The sequence below is a fragment of the Oleiphilus sp. HI0125 genome (assembly GCF_001635355.1).
The window spans coordinates 1-615 of record NZ_LWGF01001015.1 but is presented as its reverse complement, the minus strand read 5'-3'; the positions used below and the strand labels follow the sequence as shown (position 1 = coordinate 615).

The 615-nt window shown below is 43.6% G+C and carries 1 protein-coding gene; it reads left to right on the top strand.

Features of this window, described 5'->3' with window-relative positions; genetic code table 11:
• A partial coding sequence (locus A3762_RS17440) for an AI-2E family transporter (protein ID WP_156493551.1) occupies nt 1-501 on the top strand: 501 nt, incomplete at its 5' end.
• Nucleotides 502-615: the final 114 nt, after the last annotated feature.

Here is a 615-nt window from a genome sequence, read left to right as displayed (position 1 = left end):
ATTGATGCAGCGCTCCCGTCAAAGAAAGGCCTAATTCAGCGAGTCTCGCTCGAAATGAATGAGCAGTTTTCTAACTATCTGCGTGGCAAAGCGATAGAGATTTTCGTTGTCGCCGTTTTTACCTATATTGTGTTGCAGTATTTCGGTCTTAATTACGCAGCGTTGTTGTCAATGCTTGTTGGCTTGTCGGTGTTGATTCCCTATATCGGAGCGATAGTTGTAACGATCCCGGTCGCCTTGATTGCTCTGTTTCAATTTGGTCTTACGGACGAGTTTTACTACGTGTTGATNGCATATTTTGTAGTGCAAGCGATTGACGGTAATGTGTTAGTTCCTTTGCTGTTTTCTGAGGTGGTTAATCTTCACCCGATTCTCATTATCGTCGCTGTATTGTTTTTCGGTGGTGTGTGGGGTTTTTGGGGAGTGTTCTTCGCGATACCTCTGGCAACGCTGGTTAAGGCAGTTTTAACGGCATGGCCAAGGGTGGATGCTGAAGCTTAGAAGGAAGTAAAACGCTATACCAAAAGCGAAGAAGGTATAGCGTTATTAGTTTTACAGAACTTGGTCCAATTCTGCTAACAGATCCTCGTGATGTGATTTCGTTTTAAACTTATC